The sequence below is a fragment of the Pseudomonas sp. ASL3 genome, assembly GCF_056680425.1.
In genome coordinates, this window is the sequence record NZ_CM155281.1 from 1,435,350 (window position 1) to 1,457,367 (window position 22,018).

Sequence of the window (22,018 nt, forward strand, 5' to 3'; positions counted from 1 at the left end):
GATGGGCATTGGTTTTTTCGTCGCCTCGATCTCAGCGTTTAACTGCAACCGGCCGATGCAACTCAGCCCGCTTGCTCAGCAAATCAAACACCGCCGGATACGCCGGCCGTTCGATGTAGCGTCCGGCCCCGCGTTCGGCACGCAAGTCGCCATCGGCCCACACCACGCGGCCCTGGCTGACGGTATGGCTGGGCACACCGCGCACGGTCTTGCCTTCGAAGATGTTGAAGTCCACTTGCTGGTGGTGAGTCTTGGCGCTAATGGTGCGGGTGCCGGCGGGGTCCCACAGCACCAGGTCGGCATCGGCGCCGACGCGGATCGCGCCTTTGCGCGGATAGAGGTTGAAGATTTTCGCGGTGTTGGTGGAGGTGAGCGCGACGAAGTCCTGCATCGACAAACGCCCGGTGTTCACCCCTTCGTCCCAGAGCACCGCCATGCGGTCTTCGATGCCGGCAGTGCCGTTGGGGATCTTGCTGAAATCGTCACGCCCTGCCGCTTTTTGCTCGGCGCAGAAGCAGCAATGGTCGGTGGCCGTGGTGTGCAGATTGCCCGATTGCAGGCCGTGCCAAAGCGCTTCTTGATGACCGCGCGGACGGAAGGGTGGGCTCATCACATAGCCGGCGGCGGTCTGCCAGTCCGGATGTTGATAGACGCTGTCGTCCAACAGCAGATGCCCGGCCAGCACTTCGCCGTAGACCGGTTGGCCCTTGCTGCGAGCGTAGGTGATTTCGTCGAGGGCTTCCTGGGTCGACACATGCACCAGATACAACGGCGTGCCGAGGGTTTCGGCGATGCGAATCGCCCGGCTGGCGGCTTCACCTTCTACTTGCGAAGGTCGCGACAGCGGATGGGCTTCCGGGCCGGTGATGCCCTGGGCCATCAGCTTGCGTTGCAGGTGATAAACCAGTTCACCGTTTTCCGCGTGCACCGTGGGCACGGCACCGAGTTCCAGGCAGCGTTCGAAGCTCGCCACCAAGGTGTCGTCGGCCGCCATGATCGCGTTTTTGTAGGCCATGAAATGTTTGAAGCTGTTGACTCCGTGATGGCTGACCAACTCGGCCATTTCCTCGCGGACCTGCTCGCTCCACCAGGTGATGGCTACGTGAAAGCCGTAATCGGAGGCCGATTTCTCGGCCCAGCCACGCCACTGGTGAAAGGCCTCCAGCAATGACTGCTGCGGATTGGGGATCACGAAGTCGATGATTGACGTGGTGCCACCGGCCAGACCCGCCGCCGTGCCGCTGAAAAAGTCTTCGCTGGCCACTGTGCCCATGAAGGGCAGTTGCATGTGGGTGTGGGGGTCGATGCCGCCGGGCATCAGGTATTGTCCACTGCCGTCGAGCACTTCGGCACCGACGGGAACATCAAGGTTTTCGCCGATGGCCTTGATCACGCCGTCGGCGCAATAGACGTCGGCGCGGTAACTTTCATCATGGGTAATAACGGTGGCGCCACGGATCAACAGAGACATTCCGAGTTCCTCGCAGGCATGACCGACTGATGCCGGTTCTAAATGTTTTATATGAAGATGGTGCAAACAGGTGTATTCCTGTCAGCGCTGTCAGGAATGGAATCTAGTCGTAGTTCAAGGAATGAGCAAGAATATTTTTTATAGGCTTGTAGCTGTTTTAAGTTTATGAAAAATAACGATTTATTTATAAAATAACCAAAATGGTTCGACCTCTCACCATTTTGACGCACTTGACAGGTTTCAAAAATAGACGAGATTTCTTATGTGAAATCAGCTGCTTGAGGAGGGTCTATGGTTGGTGCGCAACTTTGAAAAAAAGATCCATGCACCAGATTGAGTCCTGACTGTTCGGACAACTTGCCTGGCATTCGGCCTGAGTGAACAGACAAGTACCCTGGACCCAATCGTTGGATAAATAAAACTGATAAACATCAGTTATTTACAAAGATTTTATGGCGCTGCCCGATGCATAAGCGGAATACCCGGCACGTTTATTGATGCCGCCGCTGACACCTTGGCCGGTCCGTAAAGTTGTTAGTTTCTCCGGCCATCGTCCGGCTCGCGCTTGTTGGCGCCAGCCCCCCGATGAGCAAAAATAATCAAAAAAACAGTGGAGCGGCCATGCAACAGATCAGATCGCAAGTGACCGAGCGCGACGGCTTGTTTGAGCTCGAAGCCGGCAGCGACGTCCTCGACAGTCCCCGTTACAACCACGACATGGCACCGACCAAGGTGCACGAACGAACTTGGAACAAATGGCACATCACCGCATTGTGGATCGGCATGTCGATCTGCGTGCCGACCTACACCCTTGGCGGGGTGCTCACCGCTTACTTCGGCTTGAGCGTCGGCGAAGCGCTGTTGGCGATTCTGTTTGCCAACCTCATCGTGCTGATCCCCCTGACCCTGAACGCCTTCGCCGGCACCAAGTACGGCATCCCGTTTCCGGTGTTGCTGCGGTCGTCTTTCGGCATCCTCGGCTCCAATGTGCCGTGCCTGATCCGCGCGCTGGTAGCGTGCGGCTGGTTCGGCATCCAGACCATGTTTGGCGGGCTGGCGATTCACCTGTTTCTGGGCTCGATTTTCGAGGGCTGGAAATCCCTCGGTGGTACCGGGGAAGTCATCGGTTTCATGATCTTCTGGTCGCTGAACCTGTGGGTGGTATTGCGCGGGGCCGAATCGATCAAATGGCTGGAAACCCTCTCGGCACCGCTGTTGGTGCTGGTGGGGGTAGGGCTGCTTGTTTGGGCAATGCCGAATGTGTCGATGACCGAGTTGCTGGCAATCCCGGCCAAGCGTCCGGAAGGGGCCAGCGTGGTCAGTTACTTCGCCGCCGGGCTGACGGCCATGGTCGGGTTCTGGGCGACCTTGTCCCTGAATATTCCGGACTTCAGCCGTTACGCCAAAAGCCAGAAAGATCAGATTCTCGGGCAGCTTTTTGGTTTGCCGCTGACCATGTTCCTGTTTGCTTCCCTTGGCGTCGTCATGACCGCTGCGTCGGTGAAATTGGTGGGCGTCACGGTCTCCGATCCGGTCAGCCTGATCGGCCATATTCAGAACCCGGTCTGGGTCGCGCTGGCCATGGCGTTGATCATCATCGCCACGCTTTCTACCAACACCGCGGCCAACATCGTTTCGCCAACCAATGACTTCCAGAACATCGCGCCCAAGGTGATCAACCGCACCAAAGCGGTGTTGCTCACCGGTCTGGTCGGGTTGTTGCTGATGGGCCATGAACTGCTGAAAAAGCTTGGGCTGATTGTCTCGAACGTGAGCCTGGAGACGGTGTACTCCAACTGGTTGCTGGGGTATTCCAGCCTGTTGGGACCGATTGCCGGGATCATGGTGGTGGACTATTTCCTGATCAAGAAACAGCAACTGGATCTGGCCGGGCTGTATCGCGATGACATTTATCCGGCGTGGAACTGGTTTGGTTTTATCGCGTTTGGCGTGCCAGTGGTGCTGACGTTGATGTCGCTGGGCAGCGATGTGTTCAGCTGGTTCTACAGCTATGGCTGGTTTACCGGCTCGGCCTTGGGCGGATTGATTTATTACGGGTTGTGCTCGATGCGCAGCAGCCCGTCTGTTGTGAAATCTTCGGGTTGAACAACGGGCCCCATCGCCAGTAAACACACCAACGAATTGCTTGAAGAATCCCATAAAAACTGCCTGAGGAGATCAACATGAACGCTGCCGTAGACGTTCTGCAATCCACCCATCAGCACATCAACCGCGACCGCCTGTGGCAGTCGCTCATGGAACTGGCCAAGCTCGGCGCCACGGTCAAGGGCGGGGTCTGTCGCCTGGCCCTGACCGACCTCGACCGTCAGGCCCGGGACATCTTCGTCAACTGGTGCACGGAGGCCGGCTGCACCGTCAGCATTGATGCCGTGGGTAACATCTTCGCCCGCCGCCCCGGCCGCAACCCGAACCTGCCTCCAGTCATGACCGGTAGCCACATCGACACCCAGCCCACGGGCGGCAAGTTCGACGGTTGCTTCGGTGTGCTGGCCGGTGTCGAAGTGCTGCGCACCCTCAATGACCTGGGCGTGGAAACCGAAGCGCCGCTGGAAGTGGTGGTCTGGACCAACGAAGAAGGCTCGCGCTTCGCCCCGTGCATGATGGGCTCCGGCGTGTTCGCAGAAAAATTCACGCTTGAAGAAACCCTGGCCAAGGTCGATGCCGATGGCATCACGGTCGGCGAAGCGCTTAACGCCATCGGCTACGCCGGCCCGCGCAAGGTCAGCGGCCATGCGGTCGGCGCCTATTTCGAAGCGCACATCGAGCAAGGCCCGATCCTCGAAGATGAACACAAAACCATCGGCGTGGTGATGGGCGCCCTCGGCCAGAAATGGTTCGACCTGAAACTGCGCGGTGTCGAAGCTCACGCCGGCCCGACCCCGATGCACCTGCGCAAGGACGCTCTGGTCGGCGCATCGGTCATCGTCGGTGCGGTCAACCGCGCCGCCCTCGGCCATCAACCCCACGCCTGCGGCACCGTCGGTTGTCTGCAAGCCTATCCCGGCTCACGCAACGTCATCCCCGGCGAGGTACGCATGACCCTGGACTTCCGTCATCTGGAACCGGCGCGGCTGGACTCGATGATCGCCGAGGTTCGCGAAGTCATCGAAACCACTTGCGAAGAACATGGCCTGACCTTCGAACTGACACCCACCGCCGACTTCCCACCGCTGTACTTCGACAAGGGCTGCGTCGAAGCGGTACGCGGCGCCGCTCAAGGCCTTGGGTTGTCGCATATGGACATCGTCAGCGGGGCAGGGCACGACGCAATCTTCCTCGCCGAACTCGGCCCGGCCGGAATGATTTTCGTGCCGTGCGAAGGCGGCATCAGCCACAACGAAATCGAAAACGCCGCGCCGGATGACCTGGCGGCCGGGTGTGCGGTGTTGTTGCGGGCAATGCTGGCGGCGTCGGCGGCGATTGCCAGTGGGCAATTGGCGGCCTGAAGCGTAAAGGATTGCAGACTTCGGCAACGCCTGCGGGCGCCGCCGAAGGTTGCGACCTTTTACCGTTGGCGACTCAACGACGCGCTTGCAGCGCTCTGAACATCAACATCCCCGCCAACATGGCGATCGCAAACACCCACGCCTGCCGGTGCCCGGTGGGCAGCAACACCAGTGCCGGGCCGGGGCAGATGCCGGCAATGCCCCAGCCAACCCCGAAGAGCAGGCTGCCACCGATTAAGCGGCGATCCAGCTCACGACTGACCGGCAACTGCATTGGCGCGCCCAGCAAGGATTTCGGTTGCTTCATGGCCCAGTGAAACGGCGCCCAGGCCACCGCAATCGCCCCGATCATGACCAGCGCCAGATCATGAGGTGTCCATTTACCACCTGAAAGCAGTAGGGCCTGAGCTTTGGCGCTACGTCGGCTCCTTGTTCCGGCTGACGTTGACGGTCACCCAATTGTTTGGTCACCGTCTTGGAACAGACCGGACCGCTGCTGTCTGTGTTTGGGTATGGGGCCGGACGAGTTTCACGCCGGCCTTTGGTAGCGCAGTTTAAGTCGAGTTCACCTGAGCCGGTACTTTGCGCTTGAGCGGCCGATTTCGATCCGAAATAGGTAGTTGCGACAGGCAGAAATCGGCCGATTCTGTTGAAAAAGTCGAAGCGGCCTGACTCAACCTGCACTGAGCTTGGAAAACGTTCGTTTTGCACGTCGCCAGGTAAATTCTAAGTCGATATTCCTCTACGCAAAGTGCGGATTTCAATCTCAGACGGGCATTTTTTTGCCGCCGAAACCGCCGGCGACTTTTTCAATAGAATCGCCAAGCGGCCATTCAATCTGGTATTCAGTTCGGGAAGATACGTCGCTGTTCGACGAAGGTTACTCTCCCTGGTCCCTGCGCCCTGCATAAAAGAGATGCGCAAAACCCTGCAATGCAGTGTCCACGAAACGCTCATCGCTAGTGCCAGCGGGGAACTGCATAACGCCATGTATTACCAGCGACGCCAGTCCGTGCATGTGTGACCAGCCAGCAAGGGCAGCTCCCCGTACCTCCCGGCTTTCAACGTCAAGCCTGAGAATCTCCGCGATGATGCGCTTATTTTCACCAAATGCGTCTTCGCGGGCCACGCGAAGCTCCGGGATCATTTCTCCGGAAACGAATTCAGGGCCGAACATGAGTTGGTAAAGCGCCGGGTTGCTCCGCGCGAAGCTGAAATAGGCCAGACTTGCCTCGCGCAGTTTCTGCTCCTCCGTGGCTGCTGAATCCCTGGCAGCTAGCACCTTGGCAAGTTCGCGAAAACCCTGGGCGGCAAGATGCCCGATGAGTTCGGCCCGGTTTGCATAGTGGTGGTAGGCGGCGGTGGAGCTGACCCCGACCCTTTCGGAAACGGCGCGTAGCGAGAGCTTGTTAGGTCCCACCTCGTCGAGCATTTCCCGGGCGGCACTAAGCAGCAGCGGCGCAAGATTTCCTACGTGGTACGTGTCGCGTGTTCGTAGGTTCGTTTTCGTCATCGCCTGCTCGACTCCAGAAGGTAGGTACGGCGTTGCGGATGGGCGTCCTCATGGCGAAATCCTAACACGGCTAAGTATCTTGACACTGATAAGATGTGAGCATAGCCTCCGCTCACAACAAGTCTAAGGAGCAGCCATGTCCTTCTCGATTTTTCGGCAGAGCTGGGCAGAGACAACAGGGTGGCTTGCGAACCGCTCCATCTCGACCAGACAGCCTCTCGCAGTTCGCTTGAGCGCACCAGGCGCCTCGCCAGTTAGGGGTGGAGGGGCCCGATAGCATGATCATTTCGGCTATGCCTGGGGTCTGCGCCCCAATCTCTTCCACAGGCCGCCAATGCCGCAGGGCGTGGGTTGGTGTGTGGAGATTCGTACTACCTAAAACCCGAAAGAGACGACAACCATGCCGCTTAACCAGTCTTACGAGTGCTTCGAGGTCTCCGTTGATAACGGAGTTGCTCATCTGCAACTGAATCGCCCAGCCAAGGCCAACAGTCTAACGCTCGCCTTCTGGAGCGAACTGCCTGCGGCTATCGACCAACTGAGTCGCTCGGGCAAGGTTCGAGCCTTGGTGCTGTCGGCCCAGGGCAAGGTGTTCTGCGGCGGCCTCGACTTGCAGATATTCGCCTCTTCTCAGGAGTTCCACGCCACCAACGCTATGGCGAGAGAGGCCATGCATGCCGGGCTGCTGCAGATGCAGGATGCCTTGAATGCTCTTGAGCGCGCGCGCTTCCCGGTGATCGCAGCCGTACAAGGCACCTGTGTTGGGGCAGGGTTCGATCTGATAGCTGCCTGCGACCTGTGCTTCGCTACCGAGACGGCGAAGTTCCGGATCGAGGAAACCAACCTCGGCATGATGGCCGACCTAGGGATTCTCCAACGCTTGCAGCACCTGATCCCCGCCGGTAAAGCGCGCTATCTCGCGCTGACTGGCGAAACCCTGGGTGCGGTCGAAGCCTTCCGCCTAGGGCTTGTCGCACAGATTTTTTCGAGCACCGAGACGTTGCTCGATGGCGCGCTCGCCGCGGCTCATCGCATTGCGGAGCGCCCGCCAATCGCCGTGAGCGGGATCAAGCGTGCGATGCTCTACAGCCGCGACCACGGTGTCTACGAGTCGCTGCAGCAGACCGCGCTGCTACAAAGCTCGATCCTCAGCGGCGAAGACATCCTCCGTTCGATCCAGGCCAGGACGTCGGGCGCCACCGCCCAGTTCGCGGACCTGAGCGAAATTCGTGCGGCCCTCTGAGGGCGTTTTTTTGACTAGATCTTATCGGTGATAAGTTTTAAGGAAGGATATAAAACACTATGACCCGTCGTAATCGGCGCCGGCAACGCCGGTCTACTCGGCCGAAAACGCCTGCCGTTCGGGCGGGTGCAGCCTGTGTCGGGTGAAGCTGGTTTCCGGCGCTGTATTCAACCCACCGAAAGCGCACCTGAGATAGTCCGATCGTAACTTCAGCTGGATCTATTCCTGCGTCGCGCTTCCGACCGAAGACATCGTGATTCTCCAGCCCACTCAATGTGATTGGTCGATGAGGGGCATTGCCTGCTCGTTGGCCAGCCGAGTCGCACGCCGTGTTGCAGTGCTGGTGTGTCCTAAAACAAGAACATGGAGACTGAAATGACTTACGCCAATCCCTGGGAAAAGAGCTATCCAGAAAGTCTGCGCGGCTACAGGCTCGACCCACAAACCCTACAGGGCAACATTGCCGACTTCGCCAGCGAAGGAGCGCGACGCTATGGAGGTAATCCTGCTTTCACTGTTGTACTGCCGTCTGGTCTGCACACCGATCTGTCGTTCGAGGCTGTCGACGAGCTTTCGAGTGCCTTCGCCGCCTATTTGGTCATCCAGCAGGGCCTGCGCCACGGCGATGTAATGGCGATCCAACTCCCCAACTGCTTGCACTATCCCATCGCTGTGCTGGGTGCCTGGAAGGCTGGGCTCATCGTCACCAACGTCAATCCGCTCTATACCGAGCGTGAGTTGGACGCGCAACTCGCCGACAGTGGCGCCAAGCTGCTAGTGGCCTGCGATCTGTTCGTCAAACGTGCCGAGAACGTGGTGGCCGCGCGCGGCCTGAAGCTGGTCACCGCTAGCCTGGGGGACTTCTTTCCATCAGCGATAGGCTCTGCTATCCAGCAGAAGCTGGCGGCTGACAGCGGGGGCAATCTTGCTCCTGGCATTCCTCATGAGCGCTTCAGCGATGCGCTCGCCATTGGCCAGGCACATGCTCCTGTCGTCGGATTGCATCACCCGGTGGCACTTTATCAGTACACGGGGGGAACCACGGGGCGGAGCAAGGGCGCGGTCCTGACGCATGCCAACCTGCTCGCCGTGTTGCGCATAGCCGAGGACTTCCTCAATGCCTATGGCGAGAAAGTCGGTCATGGCGAGACGATCCTGACCGTGCCGCCGCTCTACCACATCTTCGCCTTCAACTTTAACTTCCTGCTGTTCTTCAGGTTGGGCGGGCGCAATCTATTGGTACCTAACCCTCGACCGCTATCTAACCTCTTTCCCGCGTTCGACAAGTTCCCGGTGAGCTGGATGACCGGAGTCGATACGCTCTATGCCGGGCTACTCAACGAGCCGTGGCTACAAGCCAATCCGCCGAAACTCAAGTTCGCGGTTTCTGGCGGTACGGCCTTGCGTCCTGGCACCGCCGAACGCTGGCAGACGCAGGTCTGCCCGATGCTCGAAGGCTATGGGTTGACAGAGAGCAGTTGTTTCGTCGCATTCAACCCGCCTGGCGGGATTCCCCGCGCAGGAACGGTTGGCCTGCCGATGCCGGGCAGCGAGGTGCGGATCGTCGACGAGGCTGGTCGTGTGCTGGAGCCCGGGCAGCCTGGGGAACTGCTCGTGCGCGGGCCGCACATTATCGAGAGCTACCTGAATCGGCCAAGCGAGACAGCCGAGGCGATTGTCGATGGCTGGTTCCATACCGGCGATATCGCGGTGATGGACAGCGATGGGTTCATCCAGATCGTCGATCGCAAGAAGGACATGATCCTGGTCTCGGGATTCAACGTGTACCCCAACGAGGTCGAAGCCGTCATTGCCGAGCACCCTGATGTGGCCGAGGTAGCGGTGGTCGGTGTGGCGGACGAGATCACCGGCGAGGCGATACGCGCCTTCGTCGCGGTACGCCGGCCTGGACTGAACGACGAGGACATCATCCGCCACTGCCGTGAGCGGCTGACCGGCTACAAGGTGCCGAAGCAGATCGTCTTCCGGGAGCAACTGCCGAAGTCCACCGTCGGCAAGATCCTGCGCGCGGAACTGCGCGGCCAGATTTAACCGGCTTTCTAAACGGTTTCAAAGTTTCGGGATGGTCGAGCGCCACGCCCTTGGCCGTCCCGTTTTTATTCCCAGGGAAGCAGACCTGCAACATGACGGAAATGTTCACGAAGATAGCCCTGGGGCCGCTGCTGCTCATGCAGGGGCTCTACACCCGCTGGGTGACGCACAGGCTGCCCGAAGCTCATGGTGAGCGCCAGGGTGTCAGCGGTAGCGGCCCGGCCCTGCGCTTGCTGGTTCTCGGCGACTCCGCCGCTGCGGGCGTGGGCGTTGCCAGCCAGGACGAGGCATTGGCCGGCAGGCTGGTGTTCCTGCTGCAGCGCAAGAAATCCAAGGTCGGCAATGGCCTAGGCAAGACCACCGGCTGGATCCACCGCGCCGGCTTGAAGAACAAACAGGTGCAGATGCTCAACTCGGTCGAGTACCTGAAGATCGACGACGCCGGCTTGCATATCCGCATCGCCGAGGGGGAGCCACAGGTGTTGCCGGTGGACACCGTAATCGTCTGCGCTGGCCAAGATCCGCTACGCGAGTTGCATGACGGCCTGGTCGCAGCCGGGCAGAGCGTGCATCTAATCGGTGGTGCCGATATTGCAGCTGAACTGGATGCCAAGCGTGCAATCAATCAGGGCTCGCGACTGGCCGCGGAGCTCTGATTTGCCTCCCCAGAACACCAACCCCAACACAAGTGACCAACAGGATTTGAAAATGTCTGAGCTCAAACTACACCCCCAGGCCACCGTGTCCCTCCAGCGCTGGCACACCATGATTGCGCAAGGCGACCTGAGCGCTTTGCCTGACCTGCTGGATCCGCAGGCCGTTTTCCGCTCCCCCATGGCGCACACCCCATATCCTGGCGCGCCCGTGGTATCGACGATCCTCAATACCGTGAGCAAGGTGTTCGAGGACTTCACCTACCACCGCGAACTAGCGACTGCCGACGCTCTTAGCGTGGTGTTGGAGTTCAGCGCCCGTGTCGGCGGTCGGGAGCTCAAGGGCATCGATATGATCCGCTTCAACGAGCAAGGCAAGATCGTCGAGTTCGAGGTAATGATTCGGCCCATGAGCGGCTTACAGGCTCTGGGGGAGGAGATGGGGCGGCGCCTGGGCGCTTATCTAGCAGCCAGCAAGAGCTGACCCACGGTGGCACCAGTTTCGTTGAGGGGACGGAAACGTCCCTATTTCCCATCAGCCACTCGACCCATTCCGGGTTCAACTGTCCACCATGCAGAGCCATCACGGCATGGTCCAATCGATCCCTGGTGCGGTCCCGTCCAGATTTCCGAGTCAGCGGCCGCGCGCATGCGTGAATGCGGTGCGTACGAGGGGAGGGGGATTCCTGGGTGAGGTGTTTCGCGTAGGACGACGGGGCGGTAAGTAGGGCGCCCGAAGGCGCCTTGATGAGGGTTAAAGCCAGCCGTGTTCAACGAGGGAAAGGGCTTTGCCTTTTCCGACGATGAAATGGTCCAGCACTGTGACGTCGATCAAATCCAATGCCTTTTTCAAAAGGTCGGTTATGTGGCGGTCCGTTTCACTAGGGGTTGTGTTTCCCGAGGGCACTGACCAGCGATGGATTACGTATCACCTCGACCAAAAGCATGGAGAACGCTCGAGCACCTCCACGGGCGAAAATGCGCTGCAGGCAAACCAGTGGAACGAGCCTGGTAGTGAAACTGGAACACCCCAGAATGACGATCAGTCCATTGCAGCTTTCCATCAGCTACGAGCTATGCGGGCACCGCGCGCCCTCGGTAACAGCTCTGGACCTCACCCGCGCAAAAAACCATTTTTTTGCTCCGTAACGTAGCGTTCGGTAACGAATCGCACCGTCGTGGCGTACCCGCTTACCCATAAAAGGCGTTTTACAGACAAAAAACATTAAAATAGGCCTTAAATTCAATAGTTGGCATGATAACCGCATATCATTAAGTAACAAATTGTTGAACAATCTAATCACTCTACTGCTTCCACCAACCGAGGATACGAACATGCAAAAAGGTCTGATGGGCAAGAAAACCACGCGCAACCTGGCGCTGACGATCGCCCTGGCTTGCGTGGCGCCGCTACTGTCTGCCGCAGAGATCAAGGGCACGATGAAACAGGGAGAGTTGTCGGTAGGTTCCGACCTCACCTACCCGCCCTACACCTATCTGGAGCAAAAGCAGCCAACCGGCTTCGACCCCGAATTCATGCAGTTGATCGGCAAGCAACTGGGGCTGGAGCCGCGCTTCCTCGACACCCGCTTTGCCAACCTGATCTTGGGCGTCAATGCCCAACGCTTCGATGTGGTCGCCTCGGCGCTGTATGTCACTCCGGAACGCGCCAAGCAGGTGGACTTCCTCAGCTACCTGAAGACCGGTTCCTCCCTGATGGTGCTCAGCGCCAGCGACTTCAGACCACTGCGGCCGGAAGACCTTTGCGGCAAGCGCGTGGGCTCGATCAAGGGCGCGTCCTGGGTTCCCAAGCTCAACAAGGTTTCCGCCGAATACTGCCTGGCCTCGGGCAAGCCGGCGATTCAGTCTCGTGAATTCCCGACCTCACCCGAAGCGGCTCAGGCCCTACTGGCTCAGGCGGTCGACGTGCAGATGGAAGATCCCGCGGTAGCCAAGATCACCGTAGAAAAACTGCAGGGCAAAACCGTCATCAGCTCCAGCGAACTGATCTATCCGGTGGTCATCGGGCTGGCCGTGCGCAAAGGCAACCAGGCGCTATTGGAAGAACTGACCACGGCTCTCGGCCAGATCAAACAGAACGGCAGCTACGGCGAGTTGCTCGCCCGCTACAACCTGGCCGAACCGAATGCCGAGGAAATCAGCGCGGCACTGGGCAACGCCACACGCTGAGACACCGCGCCGAGCGCACCCGGTAGCGGATTCATCGATCCTTTCCAGCCTGCAAAAGATCACAGCAACGCGGAGTAAGTACATGCAATTCGATTGGCACTACACCTTGGGCCTGTTGTGGAACGGCGACTTCTGGCGAGCCGTGGCGACTGTGGTCGAACTGAGCCTGGAAACCTGGCTGCTGGGTATCGTCTTCGGCTTCTTCCTGGCCCTGGCGCGACAGTCCCAGCGGCGTTTGTTACGGGATGCGGCCGGCCTCTATATCTGGTTTTTCCGCAGCCTACCGCTACTGGTTCTGCTGATCTTCGTCTACAACCTGCCCCAGGTGTTTCCTTCCACCAGCGCGCTGCTTTCCAATCCCTACTCGGCGGGCCTGATCGCCTTGGTACTCAGTGAAGCGGCGTATATCGCCGAGATCCACCGCGGCGGCCTGCTGGCGGTGGTCAAGGGGCAGCTGGAAGCGGGCAAAGCCCTGGGCATCGGCTATCGCGGCGTACAGCGACTGATCGTGGTGCCCCAGGCACTACGCGTCGCCCTGCCGACCCTGGCCAATGAATACATCACCATTGTCAAGCTGACCTCATTGGTCTCGGTGATTTCGCTGTCGGAAATCCTCCTGGTGGGCCAACAGCTCTATACCCAGAATTTCCTGGTCATGGAGACCATGTTCGCAGTGGCCTTCTACTACGTGTTTATCGTCACCGTGTTCAGCCGCCTGCTGCGCCTCATGGAGAACCACCTGGACGTGACCCGGCGCAAACCGAAGAGCGTCGCCCCTGCCAAACTCGGGCAAGTGGCGACCCGGCGTGCCGCCGGCCAGGCCGAGCCAGGCGAGTTTGCCCTGCAGGCGCGGGGCGTGCGCAAGTCCTATGGCGAGCTGGAAGTACTCAAGGGCGTCGAGCTGAATGTGCGTTGGGGCGAGGTGCTGTCGATCATCGGCCCATCGGGCTCGGGCAAGACCACGCTGATCCGCACCATGAATGGCCTGGAAAGCCTGGATCGTGGCGAAATCACTCTGCAAGGCCAGCCGTTCCTGCGCGGTACCAAGGAGCCGGAGGGCACCCTGGGTAACAAGGTGCATATGCAGGGCATCGTGCATGTCGGGATGGTTTTCCAAGGCTTCAACCTGTTCCCACACAAGACCGCCCTGGAAAACGTCATGCTCGCACCGGTCTATCACGCCCATGGTGGCGGCGAAGAACTGCGCTTGTTGAGCCTGGCGCTGCTGGGCAAGGTGGGCATGCTCGAGCATGCCGGCAAATACCCGCACCAGCTTTCCGGCGGCCAGCAGCAGCGCGTGGCGATTGCCCGGGCGCTGGCGATGCGACCTTCGGTCATGCTGTTCGACGAGCCGACCTCGGCCCTCGACCCGGAACTGGTCGGCGATGTACTGGCCGTGATCGAGGAGTTGGCCCGCGAAGGCATGACCATGGTGATCGTCACCCACGAAATGAACTTCGCCTTCAGGCTCTCTGATCGGGTGGTATTTATGGAAGGCGGCGAGATTATCCAGAACGCCGCGCCGAGAGAAATGCTGGAACAACGAAGCGAGCGCATGACCAAGTTCCTCAAAGACGTACAACTGGCGTGAGCCGAGGGAGCACAACGATGAGCCAACCCAAGGAAAAAAGCCTGTCGCTGACGGACCAGGTCGCCATCGAACTGCGCGAAGACATCATCGGCGGGCGCCTGTTGCCAGGGATGCCGCTGGTGGAAAGCGAGTTGGTCAATGCCTACAACGCCTCGCGCAATACGGTACGCGAGGCACTGCACCAGTTGGGCCGCGAAGGCCTGACCAGCTACGTGCGCAACAAAGGCGTGATGGTGCGCCGGCTGGGCATCGACGAAGTGCGCGATATTTTCAAGGTCCGCCGCACCCTCGAATTGCAGGCGATCGCCGCGAGCAAGCCGCTGCGCGAGTACCAGTCCGACCTGATGCTCGAGGCCATCGAGGCGGCGCAACTGGCCCAGGACCGCGAGAACTGGCAAGCCTTCGGTACCCACAGCCTGCGTTTTCACCAACATATCGTCGGGCTGCTGCGCAGTCCGCTGTTCGACGAATTCTTCACCCATGTCGCGGCCCAGATGCGTCTGGTGTTTTCCAACGCCCCCAGCGAGGAAGCCTTCCAGAAACCCTGGCTCGAACGTGACCGGCATATCCACGACCTGCTGGGCGACGGCCGCAAGAAAGAAGCCGAGGAAGCCCTGAGCAGCTACCTCAACGACTCCGAACTCGTGCTGCTGGACATTCTCAGCAGCGTTCCAAAGCACTGAAAAGAGGACCCACCATGTACAAGGACTATCCAGCGGCTTACCAAGTCAGCAAAGGCGCCGCATTGCAGGTAGACAAAGCGTTCTATGACCGCGTGCGCGAAACCAAGGAAGGCCGCACGCTGGTCGAGCAGTTCGAAATACCGATCCGAACCGGTCGTGCCTGGAAGGTTCCGGCAGGTCATGTATTCCGCGTGACCACCCCTGTTGGTCCGCAGGTCGGCGACTTCAACGTATGGAGTGCCAACGACCCCCGCGAACGCATGTGGGCGGCCCGTACCCGCCAGTTGCAAGGCGCGCACGTCACCACCTATGACCGCCTGTGGTCGAACCTGCCGTTCCTGCGACCGATGGTGACCATCACCGACGACAGCCTGGCGGATTACGGCATCGATGAGCACGGCGGACGTCTTCACGATCTGCTCGGTACCCGCTGCGACCCATACGTGAACAAGATGCTCACCGGCGAGGATTTCCACCACCATTGCCACTCTAACCTGACCCGCGCCGTGCTGCCCCATGGCCTGACCGAGTTCGACGTGCACGACGTGCTGAACATTTTCCAGTGCACTGGCCTCAATCACGACGACATGTACTTCATGAAGGCCTGCCCGGCGAAACAGGGTGACTACCTGGAATTCTTCGCTGAAATCGATCTGCTCTGCGCTCTTTCCACCTGCCCAGGTGGCGACCTGTCATTGCCGATGTGGGGCCCCGACGCCGAGGATCCGCTGAAGGTCTGCCGTCCGCTGGGCGTGGAAGTCTACCGTCTCGACGAGTCGCTGCTGGACGGCTGGAAACAGCCCGAGCGCGCCGCCTATAACGGTAACCACGGCCTGCTGATTCCCAAAGCCAAGTGGGAAAAGTAAAGGCAGAGTAAATTGACACCCGGGGCGTCCGCCTGCCCCGGGTGTTTCGCAGCCTGGCTGCACAGCTTAAGCAGGAGTCGCCGACCATGAACACACCACTACTGAACTGCGATATCGGGGAAAGCTTCGGCGCCTGGACCATGGGCCACGACGCCGAGGTCATGCCCTATATCGATTGCGCCAATATCGCCTGCGGCTTCCACGCCTCCGACCCAACCACCATGCGCAAGACCGTGGCTCTGGCCCTGGTCCACGACGTACGCATCGGCGCGCACCCGGCCTATCCGGACCTGGTCGGCTTCGGTCGCCGCTCCATGAGCTGCTCGCCGGAAGAAGTCGAAGACCTGTTGCTCTACCAGATCGGCGCGCTGGAGGGCATCTGCCGCGCCCAGGGCGGCCGGGTGCAATACGTCAAACCCCACGGTGCGCTGTACAACGACATGATGCGCGACCCCAAGTTGCTGCGAGCGGTAGTCAAGGCCGTGTCCGCCTACGGGGGCGAGCTGCGGCTGATGCTGATGGCTTCGCGGGATAACGCCACCGCCCTGGCCCTCGGCGCCGAATTTGGCGTGCCGCTGTGGTTCGAAGCCTTCGCCGACCGCGCCTACGACCCGGCCGGGTACCTGGTTTCGCGCAGCTTGCCCGGTGCGGTGCACCGCGACGCCGAAACCGTGATCGGCCAGGCCCTGACCCTGGCCCGCGGCGAAAGCCTGGTCGCCAGTGACGGCAGCGCCCTGCAACTGCAGGTCGATACCCTTTGCGTGCATGGCGACAACGCCAGCTCGATCGCTGCCGTGCAGCGCATTCGCCAGGCCCTCGGGGAGCTGCAGAAGGCATGAAGATCCGTATCGAAATCGTCGCCGTCGACTGCCTGATGGTGCGGTTGTTCGACACCATCGACGAAGCCAATATGCCCTGGCTGCTGGCGGCAGCCCGGCGCTTGCGCGAATGCTTCGGCCAGGGCCTGATCGACCTAGTGCCGTCCTACACCACGCTGATGGTGCACTACGACCTGCGCCAGCTGCTGGCGAGCGAGGCCCGGGGGTTGATCGCCCAGGCCCTCGACGACCTGCAACCCGATGCCGGCGGCAGTGGCCGCAGCCATAGTCTGCCGGTGTGGTACGACCCCAGCGTCGGCCCCGAACTGAAGCTGCTGGCGCAACGCAGCGGGCTGTCCATCAATGAAGTCATCGAGCGCCACAGCGGCCACGAGTACCAGGTGTTTGCCCTGGGCTTCGTACCCGGTTTCGCCTTTATGGGCCTGGTCGAGGAAATCCTCGCCAGCCCGCGGCTGAGCACCCCGCGCAAACGCGTGGCGGCCGGCAGCGTCGGCATCGCCGAACGCCAGACCGCCGCTTACCCGCAAGCCTCGCCCGGCGGCTGGAACCTGATCGGACGCACGTCGGTACGGCTGTTCGACCACGCCCTGGATGGCTACAGCCTGCTGCAACCGGGCGACCGGGTGCGCTTCGAAGCAGTCAGCCATGACGAATTCATCCGTCTCGGCGGCGACGACACACCACTGGAGGCGGGCGCATGAGTGGCTTGCTGGTAGAACGCAGTACCCCCTTGATCCTGCTGCAGGACGGCGGCCGCTTCGGCATTCGCCAGCTCGGCGTGACCCAAGGCGGCGCCACCGACTGGATCTCCATGTCCTGGGCCAACTGGCTGCTGGGCAATCCGCTGGATGCGGCGGTGATCGAGATCACCCTCGGCGGCCTCAGCCTGATTGCCCAGCAGGATGCCTGCCTGGCCCTGGCGGGTGCCGACCTCGGCGCCAGCCTCGACGGCCAGCCACTGCAACCCTGGCGCAGTTTCCTCGTACGCCGCGGCCAACGCCTCGTTTTCAGCCAGCCGATCCAGGGCGCGCGCGCCTACCTGGCGGCCCCCGGTGGTTTCGATGCGACACCCGTGATGGGTAGCAAGTCCACCGTCTGCCGTGAAGGCCTGGGCGGCCTCGACGGCTCGGGGCGGGCGCTGACGGCTGGCGATCGACTCGGCTGGTCCGACTCCTCCCCGGCGCCACGGGAACTGGAGGCGACCCGGATCCCCGACCTGAGCTCGGCCAAGCCCCTGGAGACCGTGCTTGGCGCGCAGATCGCCGACTTCGCCGGGCAGAGCCTGTTCGATGCCTTCAACAGCCCCTGGCAAGTCGACTCGAGGGCCGACCGCATGGGCGTGCGCCTGCTCGGCCCGGCCCTGCACTACCAGGGCAAGGCGCTGATCTCCGAGGGCATTCCCCTGGGCGCTATCCAGGTGCCGCCGGACGGCCAGCCGATCATCCTGCTCAACGACCGCCAGACCATCGGCGGCTACCCACGCCTGGGCGCCCTGACCCCGCGCTCGCTGGCTCGCTTGGCGCAGTGCCTGCCGGGCACCGAACTGCGTTTATCGCCCGTCGTCCAGGAGGTCGCGCAGGGGCAACATCTACGCTTGCTTGCTCAGTGGCATTAACGCAAGCGAATACCGCCACGCCCGGTTTCAGGGCGTGGTTTCGGCGCAATGCCCCCCTTCATCCGTGACGCGTCTGACCTGCCCGTTTGCCCCCTGCCGTTATGCCCCCCGCCATTTGCTGGTCAGTGCGAATGCAAATGGGTGGTCAGTGGGAATGCAAACGCCTGGTCAACGGGAATCAGCGTGCTACGTTTTGGTGTCACTTTTTTACGCTTGCGCTGAGGTTTGGGAACGCAGATTGATACGTTGTTCTCGTCCCACTGGTTGAGGTCCACACCCTTTCGAGCGAGGGAGGGCGTCCGGCACAGCTCGAGTATGTCCGGATCGGAACACTGATCTCGCTGGGGAGGCATGTGCTGGAGTGAGCGAAGGGCAGTGATCGCCCGATGGACAATGACTCCCAGACAGTAGCCGAATTGGTAACTGAGTGCGCTCATGTGTTTCTCCTGTCAGTAAAACGGAGAAACACTTCGCCCAGTGGGGAAATGAATCCCCGATTGGGTGATGTGGTATTGGAGCATTCCATCGTCGTTGAGACTGACGACTGATCGCACTGACGAATGCTGATGGCGATCCTGGGGCGATCAACGCGTAATACCGCGTCGTAACCTTGAAGATCCTGGCTACCTGGGCATCCTGCTGACGGCGTCAGCGAGACATGGACCTAGAGTGAGAAAAGACCTGTGCTGTGTCAAGCCTGGCGAATGTTGCATTTCATCGTTTGGGCAGGTTGTCGGCTACCAGTTGTGCTTGAGACAGACATGGCTATTATTATACCCGGTGAAAGGAATAATTATTAGGAGCCCCTGATGGTCGCTGCCGTCCGTGAGTCAATGATGCCCGCCGAGGTCGCCTATCTCAGTGGTTTGACCGAGAAGGAGGTCAATAAAGCTGTTGATGAAAATATCCTGCCGGCCTTTTATGTCTACCGACGAAAACTGACTGGTTACCGGCTGTATGCGCCTTTGGCCGCAGTTCTGATGAGCTTCAATCGGGCAGCCCAAGACGTTTTTTCGAAAAAGGCCCGTGTCGAAATTATTCAGGCTTTTACAGATAGGTTGCGGAGCTCACCGCGGGCCGAGCGTCTGGTTACGATGGAGCTTTTTCCTGATGCTCAGGCTCTACGTGTGTCCACCGATCTTTACGAAATCAGTTTTGAAAAGCATATGAACCTTGTGAAAGAACGCCTCGAGCATTTGAGGGAGGCTGAGTCTGTCGTCATAACTGACCCTGACATAATGGGCGGAGTGCCTGTTTTCAAAGGTTCACGGGTCCCCATCGATATCGTCATTGCTTCACTCGACGAAGGCACCCCGTTCGAGGTGCTCAAGGAAGACTATGGGTTCTTGACGCTCGAGCTTGTCGAGGACGCGAGAATCTACGCGAAAACGCATCCGCGTCGCGGTCGGCCGAAGGCTATCTCAGTTCCGAAAACCTCCCAAGGTCATGTAGTGCGGAGGGTCATCACTTCCACTAAGGGTGGCCAATGACTCATCGGCTTTTACTGGATGAGTGTCTGAGTCCCAGGTTGGTCCAAAACGCTTACAACGCTGGTCTGGACTGCAGTTGTGTTCGAGATCGCGGATGGCTGGGTTTCAAGGATCCAGACATCGTCAGTTGCGCGATCGGGCACGACTATATTTTGGTCACTGCCAATGCGAGGGATTTTCGCGGAAAAGGCCTCGTCAGCCCAGGCGGGCTATATCTCCACCAAGAGGTGCATCCTGGCTTGATTTGCCTGAACTCGGTTCACCCTATGACCTATGAGACTCAAAACTACCTATTCGGTATCGCCCTGGAAGACCTGGCAAGTATCGAGGACATGCTCAGTATGGTGCGTATTTCGCTCATCGTGACCGGTCATTTCGCTAACAACGTGACCGGTTCCTCCACCCGATTGCGCGGGGTCTAAATTCTAACCGCATCGGTCACGATGCCGCTTCTTCTTCCGTCTTTTTACGTCGCAACGACTCGCCCTTCATCACGATTCGATACGCACTGTGCACCAGCCGATCCAGCAAGGCGTCGGCCACTGTCGGGTCGTTGATCCAGCCGTGCCAGTGATCGACCGGCAGTTGGTTGGTCAGTACCGTCGACCGGGAGCCGGCGCGGTCGTCGATCACTTCCAGCAAGTCGTGCCGGGCGTTTTCTTCCAGCGGTGCCAGACCCCAGTCGTTTACCGCTGCGCAACGACGCGACATGCTGGAAGTGATCGACGACCGCTACGGGCACCGCTCGACGCTGGTGACCAGCCAGATGCCGGTGGACAAATGGCATGCGCTGATCGGCGATCCGACCTTGGGCGATGCAATCCTCGACCGGCTGGTGCACAACGCTTACCGCATCGAACTGAAGGGCGAATCGATGCGCAGGCGCACGACGAAATTGACGACGGAGGGGACTTCAGACTAACAATGCGAACCTGCGTCGCTGCGCTCCGACTGCCTGGCCGGATGAGCGTGGAACAGGTGGCCGGATGTACGTGGAATGACTGGCCGGATGGCGTGGAATCCGCAATCAGCATCTGTGGCAATCACTAACTCGCTGGCCTCACGCAAAAGCATTTTCACTGCTTTGAATTGCGTAGCCGTTTTGGATTGACCTCAACCTTCCAGTCGCCGGGAATGATAGGCAGATGCTCCAGCGACCAGGACTTGTAGCGGTCGTCGTACACCTCCGGCGGGGCGGTTTCGAGTAAGTGGCCAATGCACCAGGTGACGCAGACGGAATCACCGATCAGGCAGCCGTCGCCACGTTTGGTTGCACCCAGGACGCGAGCGATGTCTTTGCCTTGGGAGGGCTTTTCGCAGAGGAATAGGCGCGAGTATTATCGGTTAGCCGACTTGAATGGTATATCCCATTGATATATACCAAGTGCTAACTACAATTGGAGGTCCAGCAGGCATATCCAAGGAGCGCATCATGGAGCAAGCCGCCATATTCAAAAGCAATCGAAGCCAAGCTGTACGCCTGCCCAAAGCGGTCGCTTTTCCTGAAGGAGTGACGCGAGTAGATGTCGTTGCGGTGGGGCGTACCCGAATTATTACGCCAGCTGGCGAGTCATGGGATAGTTGGTTCGATGGCGCAAGCGTAAGCGCTGACTTCATGGCTGAGCGTGAGCAACCAATTGATCAAGAGCGCGAGGGGCTCTGATGCTCAAGTACATGCTGGGTACCAACATTTGCATTTTTACCATCAAGAATAAACCTCAGGAGGTTCGTGAGGCGTTCAGCCTCCATCACGGTCAGCTGTGCATCAGTGCCATTACCTTGATGGAATTGATCTACGGTGCAGAAAAATCAGCGACCCCGGAGCGGAATCTGGCGGTTGTCGAGGGCTTCGCTGCCAGACTTGAGGTGCTTGATTACAACCATGAAGCGGCCGTTCATAGCGGTCAGCTAAGGGCCGAGTTGGCGAAACTGGGCAAGCCTATCGGCCCTTACGACCAGATGATTGCCGGCCACGCCCGATCTCTGGGATTGGTCCTCGTGACAAACAACATTCGGGAATTTGATCGCGTGGTTGGATTACGTATTGAGGACTGGGTGACGACCCGCTAACGAACAAAGCGACTTACATACAGAGCGTAAAAACGACGATTTTAAGGGTAATAACTCCACAGTCCACAACCTGCTTGTGCCTTGGCACCATGACATCCCAGATCAGGGATGAGGCTCGTTCCCCTCGCTCGCATGAGCACGGTCAAAGAAATCCTCTTCAGCGATATTGCCAGCACCACCATCCTTCGATCAAAAAAGGAAACTGGAGAAACCAGTTTCCTACCACATTGTGACGTGGCCCCCGAAAAGGCCATATAGCCACCGCCAAAAAGGAA

At 59.7% G+C, this 22,018-nt stretch carries 19 protein-coding genes and 9 pseudogenes; 20 read left to right on the forward strand and 8 right to left on the reverse strand.

Translation table 11 applies throughout. From position 1 onward, the window contains the following. Nucleotides 1-31 precede the first annotated feature (31 nt). Nucleotides 32-1,471, reverse strand: coding sequence for a dihydropyrimidinase (hydA, locus tag AC1MEE_RS06495; RefSeq protein WP_480414496.1), 1,440 nt, complete (start codon nt 1,469-1,471; stop codon nt 32-34). Between the two features lie 621 nt (nt 1,472-2,092). On the opposite strand from hydA, the gene AC1MEE_RS06500 reads away from it, so the two are divergent. Continuing rightward, entirely contained in the window at nt 2,093-3,577 is a 1,485-nt protein-coding gene (locus tag AC1MEE_RS06500) for an NCS1 family nucleobase:cation symporter-1 (protein ID WP_480414497.1), read from the forward strand. 77 nt (nt 3,578-3,654) lie between these two features. Then, nucleotides 3,655-4,938 (forward strand): Zn-dependent hydrolase, encoded by a 1,284-nt coding sequence (locus AC1MEE_RS06505; protein ID WP_480414498.1) that lies wholly within the window; start codon nt 3,655-3,657, stop codon nt 4,936-4,938. 73 nt (nt 4,939-5,011) lie between these two features. On the opposite strand, the pseudogene AC1MEE_RS06510 reads toward AC1MEE_RS06505, so the two are convergent. The 3 genes and pseudogenes from AC1MEE_RS06510 to AC1MEE_RS06520 form a co-directional block, all read right to left on the reverse strand. Continuing rightward, a pseudogene (locus AC1MEE_RS06510) lies at nt 5,012-5,323 on the reverse strand (DUF6691 family protein); the annotation flags it as partial. Beyond that, nucleotides 5,300-5,451: pseudogene (locus tag AC1MEE_RS06515) on the reverse strand (site-specific integrase); the annotation flags it as partial. The pseudogenes AC1MEE_RS06515 and AC1MEE_RS06510, both read right to left, overlap by 24 nt. A gap of 367 nt (nt 5,452-5,818) precedes the next feature. Continuing rightward, a complete protein-coding gene (locus AC1MEE_RS06520; protein WP_480414499.1) occupies nt 5,819-6,451 on the reverse strand; it encodes a TetR/AcrR family transcriptional regulator in 633 nt (210 codons plus the stop codon). Between the two features lie 400 nt (nt 6,452-6,851). Here AC1MEE_RS06520 and AC1MEE_RS06525 point away from each other — a divergent pair, with 400 nt between their 5' ends. From AC1MEE_RS06525 to AC1MEE_RS06545, 5 genes and pseudogenes are all read left to right on the forward strand, one after another. Further along, nucleotides 6,852-7,694: an enoyl-CoA hydratase-related protein gene (locus AC1MEE_RS06525; protein ID WP_480414500.1), complete on the forward strand. Its 843-nt coding sequence runs from the start codon at nt 6,852-6,854 to the stop codon at nt 7,692-7,694. Nucleotides 7,695-7,803: 109 nt separating this feature from the next. Further along, a pseudogene (locus tag AC1MEE_RS06530) lies at nt 7,804-7,890 on the forward strand (2Fe-2S iron-sulfur cluster-binding protein); the annotation flags it as partial. 179 nt (nt 7,891-8,069) lie between these two features. Further along, nucleotides 8,070-9,746, forward strand: coding sequence for an AMP-binding protein (locus tag AC1MEE_RS06535; protein ID WP_480414501.1), 1,677 nt, complete (start codon nt 8,070-8,072; stop codon nt 9,744-9,746). A gap of 293 nt (nt 9,747-10,039) precedes the next feature. Beyond that, nucleotides 10,040-10,402, forward strand: a pseudogene (gene fadH / locus AC1MEE_RS06540) (NADPH-dependent 2,4-dienoyl-CoA reductase); the annotation flags it as partial. A gap of 52 nt (nt 10,403-10,454) precedes the next feature. Further along, nucleotides 10,455-10,883: a nuclear transport factor 2 family protein gene (locus tag AC1MEE_RS06545; RefSeq protein WP_480414502.1), complete on the forward strand. Its 429-nt coding sequence runs from the start codon at nt 10,455-10,457 to the stop codon at nt 10,881-10,883. Nucleotides 10,884-11,153: 270 nt separating this feature from the next. Here AC1MEE_RS06545 and AC1MEE_RS06550 read toward each other — a convergent pair. After that, a pseudogene (locus AC1MEE_RS06550) lies at nt 11,154-11,303 on the reverse strand (JAB domain-containing protein); the annotation flags it as partial. Nucleotides 11,304-11,734: 431 nt separating this feature from the next. On the opposite strand from AC1MEE_RS06550, the gene AC1MEE_RS06555 reads away from it, so the two are divergent. The 7 genes from AC1MEE_RS06555 to AC1MEE_RS06585 all read left to right on the forward strand — a co-directional run bounded on the left by AC1MEE_RS06555 (nt 11,735) and on the right by AC1MEE_RS06585 (nt 18,183). Beyond that, nucleotides 11,735-12,589 carry an ABC transporter substrate-binding protein gene (locus AC1MEE_RS06555; protein ID WP_480414503.1) on the forward strand — a complete coding sequence of 285 codons (855 nt, stop codon included), beginning with the start codon at nt 11,735-11,737 and terminating at the stop codon, nt 12,587-12,589. A gap of 82 nt (nt 12,590-12,671) precedes the next feature. Further along, complete coding sequence (locus AC1MEE_RS06560) at nt 12,672-14,180, forward strand: amino acid ABC transporter permease/ATP-binding protein (protein WP_480414505.1); 1,509 nt, start codon at nt 12,672-12,674, stop codon at nt 14,178-14,180. Nucleotides 14,181-14,197: 17 nt separating this feature from the next. Continuing rightward, complete coding sequence (locus AC1MEE_RS06565; protein ID WP_480414506.1) at nt 14,198-14,863, forward strand: GntR family transcriptional regulator; 666 nt, start codon at nt 14,198-14,200, stop codon at nt 14,861-14,863. A 14-nt stretch (nt 14,864-14,877) separates the two neighbouring features. Continuing rightward, the gene (locus tag AC1MEE_RS06570; RefSeq protein WP_480414507.1) at nt 14,878-15,729 is read left to right on the forward strand and encodes an urea carboxylase-associated family protein; all 852 of its coding nucleotides are present in this window, start codon (nt 14,878-14,880) and stop codon (nt 15,727-15,729) included. An 86-nt stretch (nt 15,730-15,815) separates the two neighbouring features. Continuing rightward, entirely contained in the window at nt 15,816-16,568 is a 753-nt protein-coding gene (locus AC1MEE_RS06575; protein ID WP_480414508.1) for a 5-oxoprolinase subunit PxpA, read from the forward strand. After that, nucleotides 16,565-17,269 (forward strand): 5-oxoprolinase subunit PxpB, encoded by a 705-nt coding sequence (gene pxpB / locus AC1MEE_RS06580; protein ID WP_480414509.1) that lies wholly within the window; start codon nt 16,565-16,567, stop codon nt 17,267-17,269. Before AC1MEE_RS06575 ends, pxpB begins: the two co-directional genes overlap by 4 nt. Next, nucleotides 17,266-18,183, forward strand: a complete 918-nt coding sequence (locus tag AC1MEE_RS06585; protein ID WP_480414510.1) for a 5-oxoprolinase subunit C family protein — start codon at nt 17,266-17,268, stop codon at nt 18,181-18,183. Before pxpB ends, AC1MEE_RS06585 begins: the two co-directional genes overlap by 4 nt. 122 nt (nt 18,184-18,305) lie before the next feature. Here the strand turns inward: AC1MEE_RS06585 and AC1MEE_RS06590 are convergent, their stop codons facing one another. Further along, complete coding sequence (locus tag AC1MEE_RS06590) at nt 18,306-18,620, reverse strand: hypothetical protein (RefSeq protein WP_480414511.1); 315 nt, start codon at nt 18,618-18,620, stop codon at nt 18,306-18,308. 372 nt (nt 18,621-18,992) lie between these two features. Here AC1MEE_RS06590 and AC1MEE_RS06595 point away from each other — a divergent pair, with 372 nt between their 5' ends. The 3 genes and pseudogenes from AC1MEE_RS06595 (at nt 18,993) to AC1MEE_RS06605 (ending at nt 20,095) form a co-directional block, all read left to right on the forward strand. After that, a complete protein-coding gene (locus AC1MEE_RS06595; RefSeq protein WP_480414513.1) occupies nt 18,993-19,673 on the forward strand; it encodes a DUF433 domain-containing protein in 681 nt (226 codons plus the stop codon). Continuing rightward, nucleotides 19,670-19,846 (forward strand): annotated as a pseudogene (locus AC1MEE_RS06600) (DUF5615 family PIN-like protein); the annotation flags it as partial. The gene AC1MEE_RS06595 and the pseudogene AC1MEE_RS06600, both read left to right, overlap by 4 nt. 93 nt (nt 19,847-19,939) lie before the next feature. After that, nucleotides 19,940-20,095, forward strand: a complete 156-nt coding sequence (locus AC1MEE_RS06605; protein ID WP_480416395.1) for a hypothetical protein — start codon at nt 19,940-19,942, stop codon at nt 20,093-20,095. 16 nt (nt 20,096-20,111) lie between these two features. Here AC1MEE_RS06605 and AC1MEE_RS06610 read toward each other — a convergent pair. After that, a pseudogene (locus AC1MEE_RS06610) lies at nt 20,112-20,363 on the reverse strand (ATP-binding protein); the annotation flags it as partial. Between AC1MEE_RS06610 and AC1MEE_RS06615 the strand changes: the two are divergent. After that, a pseudogene (locus AC1MEE_RS06615) lies at nt 20,359-20,595 on the forward strand (ATP-binding protein); the annotation flags it as partial. The pseudogenes AC1MEE_RS06610 and AC1MEE_RS06615 sit on opposite strands and share 5 nt — an antisense overlap. Nucleotides 20,596-20,699: 104 nt before the next feature. Here the strand turns inward: AC1MEE_RS06615 and AC1MEE_RS06620 are convergent. After that, nucleotides 20,700-20,965 (reverse strand): annotated as a pseudogene (locus AC1MEE_RS06620) (toprim domain-containing protein); the annotation flags it as partial. A 140-nt stretch (nt 20,966-21,105) separates the two neighbouring features. Between AC1MEE_RS06620 and vapB the strand changes: the two are divergent. Together vapB and vapC are read left to right on the forward strand one after the other, a co-directional pair. Beyond that, a complete protein-coding gene (gene vapB / locus AC1MEE_RS06625; RefSeq protein ID WP_480414514.1) occupies nt 21,106-21,336 on the forward strand; it encodes a type II toxin-antitoxin system VapB family antitoxin in 231 nt (76 codons plus the stop codon). Then, complete coding sequence (gene vapC / locus AC1MEE_RS06630; protein ID WP_480414515.1) at nt 21,336-21,743, forward strand: type II toxin-antitoxin system tRNA(fMet)-specific endonuclease VapC; 408 nt, start codon at nt 21,336-21,338, stop codon at nt 21,741-21,743. The genes vapB and vapC overlap by 1 nt, the downstream gene beginning before the upstream one ends. Nucleotides 21,744-22,018 lie beyond the last annotated feature (275 nt).

Excerpts from the sequence above, each read along its gene's own strand:
- AC1MEE_RS06500 (WP_480414497.1), top strand. The coding sequence starts at position 2,093 with ATGCAACAGATCAGATCGCAAGTGACCGAGCGCGACGGCTTGTTTGAG.
- AC1MEE_RS06535 (WP_480414501.1), top strand. The coding sequence starts at position 8,070 with ATGACTTACGCCAATCCCTGGGAAAAGAGCTATCCAGAAAGTCTGCGC.
- vapC (WP_480414515.1), top strand. The coding sequence starts at position 21,336 with ATGCTCAAGTACATGCTGGGTACCAACATTTGCATTTTTACCATCAAG.
- hydA (WP_480414496.1), bottom strand. The coding sequence starts at position 1,471 with ATGTCTCTGTTGATCCGTGGCGCCACCGTTATTACCCATGATGAAAGT.
- AC1MEE_RS06605 (WP_480416395.1), top strand. The coding sequence starts at position 19,940 with ATGACCTATGAGACTCAAAACTACCTATTCGGTATCGCCCTGGAAGAC.
- AC1MEE_RS06520 (WP_480414499.1), bottom strand. The coding sequence starts at position 6,451 with ATGACGAAAACGAACCTACGAACACGCGACACGTACCACGTAGGAAAT.
- AC1MEE_RS06570 (WP_480414507.1), top strand. The coding sequence starts at position 14,878 with ATGTACAAGGACTATCCAGCGGCTTACCAAGTCAGCAAAGGCGCCGCA.
- AC1MEE_RS06575 (WP_480414508.1), top strand. The coding sequence starts at position 15,816 with ATGAACACACCACTACTGAACTGCGATATCGGGGAAAGCTTCGGCGCC.
- AC1MEE_RS06585 (WP_480414510.1), top strand. The coding sequence starts at position 17,266 with ATGAGTGGCTTGCTGGTAGAACGCAGTACCCCCTTGATCCTGCTGCAG.
- AC1MEE_RS06505 (WP_480414498.1), top strand. The coding sequence starts at position 3,655 with ATGAACGCTGCCGTAGACGTTCTGCAATCCACCCATCAGCACATCAAC.
- vapB (WP_480414514.1), top strand. The coding sequence starts at position 21,106 with ATGGAGCAAGCCGCCATATTCAAAAGCAATCGAAGCCAAGCTGTACGC.
- AC1MEE_RS06525 (WP_480414500.1), top strand. The coding sequence starts at position 6,852 with ATGCCGCTTAACCAGTCTTACGAGTGCTTCGAGGTCTCCGTTGATAAC.
- AC1MEE_RS06560 (WP_480414505.1), top strand. The coding sequence starts at position 12,672 with ATGCAATTCGATTGGCACTACACCTTGGGCCTGTTGTGGAACGGCGAC.
- AC1MEE_RS06590 (WP_480414511.1), bottom strand. The coding sequence starts at position 18,620 with ATGAGCGCACTCAGTTACCAATTCGGCTACTGTCTGGGAGTCATTGTC.
- AC1MEE_RS06545 (WP_480414502.1), top strand. The coding sequence starts at position 10,455 with ATGTCTGAGCTCAAACTACACCCCCAGGCCACCGTGTCCCTCCAGCGC.
- AC1MEE_RS06565 (WP_480414506.1), top strand. The coding sequence starts at position 14,198 with ATGAGCCAACCCAAGGAAAAAAGCCTGTCGCTGACGGACCAGGTCGCC.
- AC1MEE_RS06595 (WP_480414513.1), top strand. The coding sequence starts at position 18,993 with ATGGTCGCTGCCGTCCGTGAGTCAATGATGCCCGCCGAGGTCGCCTAT.
- AC1MEE_RS06555 (WP_480414503.1), top strand. The coding sequence starts at position 11,735 with ATGCAAAAAGGTCTGATGGGCAAGAAAACCACGCGCAACCTGGCGCTG.
- pxpB (WP_480414509.1), top strand. The coding sequence starts at position 16,565 with ATGAAGATCCGTATCGAAATCGTCGCCGTCGACTGCCTGATGGTGCGG.